Origin of the sequence: Halogeometricum pallidum JCM 14848, from assembly GCF_000337095.1 — an archaeon.
In the GTDB taxonomy this organism is placed as follows: Archaea; Halobacteriota; Halobacteria; order Halobacteriales; family Haloferacaceae; genus Halogeometricum; species Halogeometricum pallidum.
In genome coordinates this window covers 1-9,777 of sequence record NZ_AOIV01000039.1, presented here as the reverse complement: position 1 = coordinate 9,777, position 9,777 = coordinate 1, and the positions used below count along the sequence as shown (strand labels likewise).

7 protein-coding genes and 1 pseudogene are annotated in these 9,777 nt (G+C 67.3%); 5 read left to right on the top strand and 3 right to left on the bottom strand.

Annotated elements, in window-relative coordinates:
• Positions 1-549 (bottom strand): annotated as a pseudogene (locus C474_RS16105) (pectate lyase); the annotation flags it as partial.
• Between the two features lie 173 nt (positions 550-722).
• On the opposite strand from C474_RS16105, the gene C474_RS16100 reads away from it, so the two are divergent.
• The 4 genes from C474_RS16100 (at position 723) to C474_RS16085 (ending at position 4,984) form a co-directional block, all read left to right on the top strand.
• Entirely contained in the window at positions 723-1,871 is a 1,149-nt protein-coding gene (locus C474_RS16100; RefSeq protein WP_008388700.1) for a Gfo/Idh/MocA family protein, read from the top strand.
• Between the two features lie 113 nt (positions 1,872-1,984).
• On the top strand, positions 1,985-2,395 hold the full coding sequence (locus C474_RS16095) for a PPC domain-containing DNA-binding protein (RefSeq protein ID WP_008388696.1): 411 nt from the start codon (positions 1,985-1,987) through the stop codon (positions 2,393-2,395).
• A gap of 127 nt (positions 2,396-2,522) precedes the next feature.
• On the top strand, positions 2,523-3,896 hold the full coding sequence (locus C474_RS16090; protein ID WP_193363659.1) for a DUF362 domain-containing protein: 1,374 nt from the start codon (positions 2,523-2,525) through the stop codon (positions 3,894-3,896).
• 68 nt (positions 3,897-3,964) lie between these two features.
• Positions 3,965-4,984: an SGNH/GDSL hydrolase family protein gene (locus C474_RS16085; RefSeq protein ID WP_008388692.1), complete on the top strand. Its 1,020-nt coding sequence runs from the start codon at positions 3,965-3,967 to the stop codon at positions 4,982-4,984.
• 67 nt (positions 4,985-5,051) lie between these two features.
• On the opposite strand, the gene C474_RS16080 is transcribed toward C474_RS16085, so the two are convergent.
• Positions 5,052-6,608: a glycoside hydrolase family 28 protein gene (locus C474_RS16080; RefSeq protein WP_049917112.1), complete on the bottom strand. Its 1,557-nt coding sequence runs from the start codon at positions 6,606-6,608 to the stop codon at positions 5,052-5,054.
• Positions 6,609-6,970: 362 nt separating this feature from the next.
• Here C474_RS16080 and xacF point away from each other — a divergent pair, with 362 nt between their 5' ends.
• Complete coding sequence (gene xacF / locus C474_RS16075; protein ID WP_008388688.1) at positions 6,971-8,419, top strand: 2,5-dioxovalerate dehydrogenase; 1,449 nt, start codon at positions 6,971-6,973, stop codon at positions 8,417-8,419.
• 25 nt (positions 8,420-8,444) lie between these two features.
• Here the strand turns inward: xacF and C474_RS16070 are convergent, their stop codons facing one another.
• Positions 8,445-9,503 carry an alpha/beta hydrolase family protein gene (locus C474_RS16070; protein ID WP_008388686.1) on the bottom strand — a complete coding sequence of 353 codons (1,059 nt, stop codon included), beginning with the start codon at positions 9,501-9,503 and terminating at the stop codon, positions 8,445-8,447.
• Positions 9,504-9,777: the final 274 nt, after the last annotated feature.

The following is a 9,777-nucleotide window of genomic DNA, read 5'->3' as shown; positions in this document are numbered from 1 at the left end:
CGTCGCCGTCGCCAGCGTCCCGGTGAGGTGACTCGTCACCGCCAGTCCGACGTAGACGCTGTCGCTCAGAGCGATATCGCTCGCACCGTACGTCTCCACGGCGGTCCAGTTCTCGCCGTCCGTGGAGTGGAACGTTTCGATCGTGTCTCCGCTCCGTCTGAGGCGAAGCCAGTCCGCGGGCGTGCCGCCCGTGCTCTGGGTTTCGGCCCCGTCCTCGGGGCGGTACTGCACGGAGGCCTCGCCGTTGGACCGGCGACGGACCATCACGTTCTTCGAGTCGGGGTCGAGCGACTCCCGGACCATCGGTCCCGCTTTGGTCCAGCTTTCGACGTTTTCGACCCCCGTGTTCTGAACGGCGACGTCGAAGTCCCCGCTCACCTCCGCGTAGTGGTAGTGGAACGCGTCGGCGGTCCCCCAGATATCGTCGCCGCCGCCCCTCATCGTGATCACGGTCGCGGCCGCGGCGCTTCCGCCGACGAGGCTCGCTGTTGTTACGCCGATACTTCCGGCTCCGAGCGCGCGCAGGAACGCGCGCCTGTCTGGCATCATGAGTGCGTCACTCCACCACAGCACATTATCGAACTATTATTAAGATTTTCGCCTACCGTCACTTCCGACTACATCCGTTCTCGACAGAAATCCCGGAGTGCGCCGACCGGCGTTCCCCCGTAACCGAAAGATTATTACCTTCTAGATGGAATCTCCGAGCAACGTACTAGCCCATGCAAGAGATAGGCATCATCATGAACGGCGTGACCGGCCGGATGGGGACGAACCAGCACCTCATCCGCTCCATCCTGGCGTTGCGGGAGGAGGGGGGCGTGGAACTCCCCAGCGGCGAACGAGTCGTGCCCGACCCCCTGCTCGTCGGCCGGAACGAGCGGAAACTTCGCGAGTTGAGCGAGGAACACGGCGTCGAGCGCTGGACCGCGGACCCCGACTTGGAGACGTGTCTCGACGGCGACGACGAGATATACTTCGACTCTCAGATCACCCCCCGGCGTCCAGCCAGTCTGCTGAAGGCGATGGAGGCCGGCAAGGACGTCTACTGCGAGAAACCGCTCGCGAGCGATCTCGATTCTGCGCTCGAACTCGCACGGACGGCCGAGGAGAGCGGCGTGAAACACGGCATCGTACAGGACAAACTGTGGCTTCCGGGGTTGATGAAGCTCCAGCGTCTCATCGACCAGGGCTTCTTCGGTGACATCCTCTCGGTCCGCGTCGAGTTCGGTTACTGGGTGTTCCCGGGTCAGGTGCAGGCCGCACAGCGCCCCTCGTGGAACTACCGCGCGGAGGACGGCGGCGGAATCGTCGACGACATGTTCTCCCACTGGAGCTACGTCCTGGAGAATCTCTTCGGCCGTATCGAGACGGTTCGCTGCCTCCAGAAGACGCACATCGACGAGCGCATAGACGAGTCCGGAGAGCCCTACGAGGCGACGGCCGACGACGCCGCGTACGCCATCATGGAGTTGGAAGACGACATCGTGGCGCAACTCAACTCCTCGTGGACGGTGCGCGTCAACCGCGACGACCTCTTGGAGATACAGGTCGACGGCACGGAGGGAAGCGCGGTGGCCGGCCTCCGCGACTGCAAGACCCAGCACCGCTCGAACACGCCGAAACCCGAGTGGAACCCCGACACTCCGAAGGAACACGACTTCTACGATGACTGGACGAACGTGCCGAACAACCGGGCGTTCGAGAACGCGTTCAAGGTCCAGTGGGAGCAGTTCATCCGACACGTCGTCGCGGACGAACCGTACGACAGGGGCTTCTCCGACGGTGCCCGCGGCGTCCAACTGACCGAGGCGGGGTACCGGTCCTCCGAGGAGGGCCGGCGTGTCGTCCTCGACGAACTGGAGGGCTGAGCGCCCTACCGGGCCCCCGTTCGAGATAGTCGAACGCGTTCCGAGCGTCCGAGGGCGCAACCGAAATTCGTCGACGGCAAAACATTTTATGCGGTCCCCGGTGACGTGGGGGTATGGACTACGTCGAAGAAGACGACCGCGTCGTCGTGCGACTCGACCCGGGTGAACAGGTGCTCGATTCGTTAGCGACCGTCCGTGAGGAACTCGACATCGAGAACGCGTTCCTGACGGGCATCGGCGCCGTCGACACGGTCACCCTCGGCCATTACGACGTCGGCGAACAGGAGTACGCCGAAGAGAAGTTCACGGGGCAGTTCGAGGTGACGAGCTTCCTCGGCAATATCGGACCGGACAAGATTCACACGCACATCCAGGTCGCCACCGACGAGTTCGAGTCCCTCGGCGGCCACTGCTCGGGCGCGCGCGTCTCGGGGACGTTCGAGCTGATTCTCACGAGAGGTGAGACCCCGCTGACGCACCAGTTGGACGAGCGGACCGGCCTCGACGTGTTCGACCTCGACTGACCGCGTCCGTAGAACCCGCGCGGCCCGTCGGAGTCGGGTCGTTCCGGGCTGTCGGTCCCTCGCGGGCCGCCGGTCGGCGGCCGTCGCCGCTTGTAAGCCGCCGGTCACCCCTCACGGAGACACCTTTATGTCGAAATCGGCCGTCGCGCCTAGCATGGATACAGACGACGAGAATCCGAGCGAGTGGCTGTCGGTTCCGGAGGACGTCATCGTCGAAGCGTGCGGCGACCCGCCGCTTCCGGAGATGGGGGTCATCGAACAGCAGTGGGAGACGGACCCGATCCCGTCCGACGAGGTCGCCGCGGCGGCCGCGGCCGCCGTCGAGTCGCTCTCCTTCGCGGACGTTCCCGACGGCGGGGAAGTCGCCCTCGGCGCCGGCAGCCGCGGCATCGCTAACCTCCCGGAAATCGTCGCTGGCGTCGTCGAAGCCGTCGACGACGCCGGGTACGAACCGTTCGTCTTCCCCGCGATGGGGAGTCACGGCGGCGCGACCGGCGAGGGACAGCGGGGGATGCTGAACGAACTGGGCGTGACCGAGGAACGAATCGGCTGTGAGATTCGCTCCAGCATGGACGTCGTGGAGGTGGGGCGGACGCCGGACCGCGACGTACCCGTCGTCGCGGACGCCAACGCCGCCGCCGCGGACGCCATTATCCCCATCAACCGCGTGAAGCCGCACACCGACTTCGACGGCGAGGTGGAGAGCGGCCTCTCGAAGATGCTCGTCATCGGCATGGGCAAACAGCGCGGCGCGCAGATAGCGCACAAGTGGGCCGTCGACTGGTCGCTCCGGAACATGATCCCGGAGATAACCGAGCAACTGCTGGACTCGCTGCCCATCGTCGGCGGCGTCGCCGTCGTCGAGGACCAACACGACGACACCACGCTGATAGAGGGCGTCCCGCCGTCGGGATTTCTCGGCCGCGAGCGGGAACTGCTGGAACTCGCCTACGACCTGATGCCGAAACTGCCGTTCGACGAACTCGACGCGGTGGTGTTCGACCGGCAGGGCAAGGAGATAAGCGGGCAGGGGATGGACACGAACGTCATCGGACGGCGTCCCTTCGCCATCAACGAACCCGCGCCCGAGAAACCGGACATCAAGCGCATCTACACGCGCGGACTGACCGAGAAGACGCACGGGAACGCGATGGGTGTGGGGTCGGCGGACGTGATTCACGAGGACATCGCCTCGGAACTCGACGCGCAGACGACGCTCATCAACGCGCTCACCGCCTCGACGATTCGGGGCGTGAAGCTCCCGCCGGTCGTCGAGACGGACCGCGCGGGCCTGGTGGCGTCGCTGTCGACCATCGGCGTCGTCGACCCGAAGACGGTCCGCGTCGTCCGCGCGGCCGACACGATGCACCTCCACCGGATGTACGCGTCGACGGCGCTCGTCGCGGAGGCGAGAGAGCGCGAGGACCTGCGCGTGGTCGAGGAGCCTTCGCCCATCGAGTTCGAGGACGGGCAGTTCGTCGCCCCGTCGCTCCGCGACTGACGCCCGACGCCGCGGGACCCACCTCCCGGAGGCACTGCTAAGTGCTCCGGCCCGGAACGTGCGCACGTATGAACGCAGACGGCATCCAGTTTCACAACGTGGCGGCGCTGGAACGGTTCGACTCGCACGACGGCGTTCGACTCCAGCGCGTCCCCGAGGCGGTCAGAACGGAACTGAACGAGGGCGCGCAGACGCGGATGTGCCACCCGGCGGGCGCGGAACTCCGGTTCGTCCCGCGCGGACCGGTCGACGTGACGCTCTCCTCGGACGTTCGGGACAGCCTCGTTCGACCGTTCTGGGGGGAGTTTCAGGCGGCGGGCGAGGAAATAGTGATAGGGGAGGAGCCGCGGACGGTGACGCTGTCGCCCCCCGAGAAACTCTCGAACCTCCGGCCGGCGGTCGAAGACGACCTGCGGTTCGCGCCGGGCGTCTGCCGACTCGTCCTCCCCGGCGACCACCGCGGCGGACACGTCTACTTCCACGGCGTCGAGGGGGACGTACGACCGCCGACGGCCGAGGAGGTGCCGGACCGCCGATACCTCGCGTACGGCACCTCCATCACCGAGGGCGAGGCGCCGTCGGCTGAGACGCTCACTTACGTCAACCAGACCGCCCGGCGCCTCGGCGCCGACGCGGTGAACCTCGGGTCCTGCGGGACGGCGTACTGCGACCCGGCGATGGCCGAGCACATCGCTTCGCGCGAGGACTGGGACGTGGCAACGCTCTCGCTGTCGGTGAACATGGTTGGCCGCTTCTCCGTCGAGGAATTCCGGGAGCGGGCGCGGTCGATGATAGACACCGTCGCCGGCGCACACCCCGAGACGCCCGTCGTCTGTATCACGCTGTTCCCGCACGCCCGGGATTACCTCGCCGACGACGAGGAGGCGACGCTGGCCGCGGAGTTCCGCGAGGCGCTTCGCGGCGTCGTCGACGACTGCGACCACGGGAACGTCCACCTCGTCGAGGGGCCGGACCTGCTCCCGACGGCGGCGGGGATGACGACGGACCTCGTCCACCCGGGCGACGACGCGATGATTCGAATCGGCGAGGCGCTCGCCGACCGACTCGCCCCGCTCTTAGCGCGGTAACCGCCGCTCGCCGCTCGCGTCCAGAGACGACCCGGCCGACCCGCACGCGATGTCCGCGGCGGCGGGCTCAGTTCCAGTTCTCGGCGGGTTCGTCGGAGTCACCCGCTGAAACGACGGCGTCGGCCATCGACCCGTAGTTCCCGCCGAGGAGAACCGACGAGGCGTCACCGTCGCGGAGGCGGACGAACGGGTCGCCGTTCGACGGAGCCGTACACCCGGCGACGCGGAATCGGTCAACGCCGCTCGCGTCGACGACCGGCGCGGCGTCGGACTCGGCTTCCTCCTCGGACGTCGCCTCGAACCCCTCGAGGAGGATAGACGAACTCTCTTCGACGGTGAGCGGGGTACCCCCGGGAACCGTCACACGCACGTCACGGAACGAGACGCTGCCGAGCGACTTACAGAAGATGCCGTGTCGCTGTTCGTACCCCGCCGCCATTGCCGGCGAGAGGTCGGTGGCGTCGAACGGCCGCGTGGCGTCGATGTCCACGTCGGTGAAGGAGATACCCTCGAACCGCCGTTCGGGGAGGCCGGCCAGAAAGGCGGCCGACTCGACTTCCTCGGCGGTGATGTGGTGGAAGTTCACGTTCCGGACGTTCGGGGTCGCTTCGTCGACCGGTTTCGGATCGCTGTCGATGTCCGTTTGGTAGTAGCCGTTGAGGACGAACGGGCACGCGACGCGCCGCATGACGATGGTGTCGAAGCGGAGGTCCTCCACCGTCCCGCCGCGGCCGCGCTTGGACTTGATGCGGATGCCTCGGTCGGTGTCGGTGAACGTGCAGTTCGTGACGGTGACGTGTCGCACGTCGCCGGCCGTCTCGCTCCCGACGACGACGCCGCCGTGCCCGTGTTCGACCGTGCAGTTGGTGACGACCACGTTCTCCGTCGGCCGGCCCACCTCCCGTCCTTCCTCGTCTTTGCCGGATTTCAGGCAGATGGCGTCGTCGCCGGCGTCGATGTGCGTGTCGCTGACGCGGACGAACCGCGAGGAGTCGATGTCGATGCCGTCGCCGTTCGGCGCGTCCGGCGGATTCCGAATCGACACGTCGTGTATCGTCACGTCCTCGGAGTAGACGACGTGCGTGTTCCAGAACGGGGAGTTTCGCAGCGTCACGCCCGAGACGGTGACGTTCTCGCACTCGTGTATCTGGAGGAGGGGCGGTCGGACCGTGAACGTGCTCACGTCGTCCTGTCGGTGCCCGCTCCGAATCTCCGCGAGTCGCTCCTTCAGGTCGTCCGGGAACTCCGCTTCCGGCGTCTCGACGAGGTCCCACCAGTGGGACCCGCCGCCGTCGACGACGCCCTCGCCGGTGATAGTGACGTTCTCGGCGTCGGCGACGTACAGACAGGGGTGGAAGCCGTCCTGGTTCCACCCCTCCCAGCGGCTCTCTACCGTGGGGAACTCGCGGAAGTCGCCGACGAACCGGAGTTCCGCGCCGTTCGCCACGCGCAGGGTGGTGTCGTCGCCGACGCGGAGCGGAGCGCTCAGATACGTCCCGGACGGGAGGTACACTTCTCCCCCTTCCCCGGCGCAGTCGTCGAGGGCCGCCTGGATGGCCTCGGTGTCGAGCGAATCGTCGTCCTCGATACCGTACTCGCGCACGTTCCGCTGGTCGGGAGTCATGCTCGAAGCATCCGCGACGACCTTCATAAACGTTCTGCCGTGGCCGGACGCCGTCACCGATTGACCCATCCGAATGATTTATCATGACACCGTCCGTCTCTACAACCGCGTCCCAGCCAGACGCATCAGCCATTCGACGACGAGACGCTTCGGAGTCCGGAACGCGTTCCACACCCGTTCGCCTTCGGAACCGGTGCGTTACGTCGTTCGGTCGCTTCCGGCGACCACCGGACGCCGCCGACGCACGCCGCCACCGCTCGCTGCCGGCGTTCGGCGGCGTCCGTCCGTGCTGCGAGGTTCGACGGACCGCTCTACTGTCGCAACCGTAACGTTCGTTATCTAGTACCGCGAACCGCCGAGCGATGCCCCCAGCAAGCGGTATCTACGTCGACGGAGAGTGGGTGGAATCGAGCACCGGCGAGACGACTGGCGTCGAGGACCCGGCGACCGGCGAGACGGTCGGAGAGATACACGTCGCGTCCGCGTCGGACGCGGAGCGAGCCATCGAAGCCGCGGTAGGGGCGCAGGCGGAGTGGGCCGCGACCCCCGGTCCCGAACGCGGCGCGATACTGAGGCGGACGGGCGAACTCTTGGCGGAGCGCAAAGACGGGGTGGCGGAGACGCTGACCCGCGAGGAGGGGAAGACCCTCGCTGAGGCGTCCGGGGAGGTCCAACGCGCGGTGGACATCTTCCACTACTACGGCGAGAAGGCCCGCGAGATAGGGGGAACGGTCAAGGCGGCGAGTTCGTCCGAGAAGCGACTGCGGACGGAGAAGGAACCGCTCGGGACGGTGTCGCTCATCACGCCGTGGAACTACCCCATCGCCATCCCCGCGTGGAAACTCGCACCGGCGCTGGCGACGGGCAACACCGCTGTGCTCAAACCGGCGACGGTCGCGCCGGGTCCCTCGCGGGCCATCGTCGAGTGTCTCGCGGAGGCCGGCCTCCCGGCGGGCGTAGCGAACTACGTCACGGGGTCGGGGAGCGAACTCGGACCGGTGCTGACCGAACACGAGGACGTGGACGGCGTCTCCTTCACCGGGAGCACCGTCGTCGGCACCGGCGTCTACCAGTCCGCCGCCGCGGACATGAAACGCGTTCAGTGCGAGATGGGCGGGAAGAACCCGACGGTGGTCGCGCCCAGTGCCGACTTCGAGGCGGCCGTCGAAGCCGTCGGCGCGGGCGCGTTCGGCGTTACCGGGCAGGCCTGCACCGCCTGCTCGCGCGCCGTCGTTCACGAGGACGTCTACGACGAGTTCGTCTCGGCCGTCGCCGACTACGCGGAGTCGCTGACGGTCGGGTCCGGCCTCGACGACGTCGACATGGGACCGCACGTCACCGCCGACGAACTCGAATCCACGCTGGAGTACGTCGATATCGCGCGGGACGAGGGGGCGACCCTCGTCACCGGCGGCGGCCGACCGTCCGACGACGACGCGGCCGCGGGTCACTTCGTCGAACCGACGGTGTTCGCGGACGTGGAATCGGACATGCGCATCGCCCGAGAGGAGGTGTTCGGCCCGGTCCTCGCCGTCATCGAGGTCAGCGACCTCGACGAGGCGATAGCGGTGGCGAACGATGTGGAGTTCGGCCTCTCCGCGAGCATCTTCACGCAGGACCTCTCGGAGACGCACGCGTTCACCGACCGGGTCGAGGCCGGCGTGGCGAAGGTCAACGAGAAGACGACCGGGTTGGAACTGCACGTCCCCTTCGGCGGCTACAAGGGGTCCTCGACGAACACGTACCGCGAACAGGGCGACGCCGCCATCGACTTTTTCACCTCCACGAAGACCGTCTACCTGAACTACTGAGCCGGGGGGACGGCGACCCGAGAACTCAGAGGTGCTCGCGTAGGAACGGCCACGCGCCGTCCTCGTAGAAGCGATGGCCTCCCTCTCCGACGAACAGGTGACAGGCGTCGCCGGCGCCCGCACCGCGGTATATCTTCCGAGTGCGGTCGTACGCGCGCCGCGTCCCCGCTATCGGGAAGATGGGGTCCTCCTCGCCGGCGACGACGCTCAGGGGACGGGGGGCGACGAGGCCCGCGAGATCCCACACTTCGCCGAGTCGCCGCAGGCCGGGGACGTAGTTGCAGAGACAGTGGTCTATCGGGACGAGGGCGTCCTCGAACGGGCAGACGGAGGCGCAGGCGACGGTGGACCCGATTCGCTCGTCGAGGGCGGCGGCGAGGAGGGCGACGGTCCCGCCGCCGGAGTGACCGCAGACGGCCAGTCGGTCGGCGTCCAGCGGAGGGTGGTTTTCGACGAACTCGACGAGTCGAAGCGCGTCCCAGACGCGTTCGCCGACCAGCGTCCGCCCGACCAGTTGCGCGCGTTTCTGCCACCGGGTGCACGGACGGCCGCCCCCCTCCGATTCGGCTGACTCCGCCGGCCCCCGTCTCGCGAGTTCGCCGAACGCGCGCAGGTCGGGAGCGAGCGCCGCGTATCCCCACCGAACGGCCTGTCTGGCCGTGTCTCGGCGTTCATCTACGATGGTCCGAGGGGCGGCCTCACCCTCTGCGATGCCCGCCGCGAGGTCCTTCCCGTGCTCCGTGTGGCCGTGGAGTGCGAGCACGACCGGGTACGGGGGTTCTTGGGACGTCGGAAGAAGGAGGTGAAACGGCACTCGAAACTCCCGTTCGGTAGCGACCGTCCACGTCTGTCGCTCGTACTCCTCGTTCGCCTCCGTCGTCCCCTGTCGCCGTTCGGGGTCGATTTCGGGGACGCCGACGTCGCGTATCGCCGGGAAACCGAGCACGCCGCGCAGTTCCTCGCGGAACGACGCCTGCCACGTCGCGAGCGCTGTTCCGGTCTCGCCGTCGTACTCCCACTGTCGCTCCGTGTCCCGGAGGACGCTCTCGAACCACTCGTCGTAGTCGAACGCTTCGTCTACCATGCGTGTTCGCGAAGAGTGACGCGGGCCGTCGGCAAGTGCGTGTCGCTCACGGTTCCTTCCGAAACGGTACCCCAGTAGTGATCCTCTCCGTTCCCGAACCGAATTCCCCTCTCGGGAACGAACGCCGAGTCCGAGGTCGTGTCAGTGAGGACTTAGTGCCCAACGCAGTGGTCTGCGTACGGGTGGATGAAGGGGAGAAGTCGTCGCTCGAAAGATTCGGCGTTCAGTTCGGAGGAGACGGGACGACGTTGGCACCTGTCTCTTATACACATCT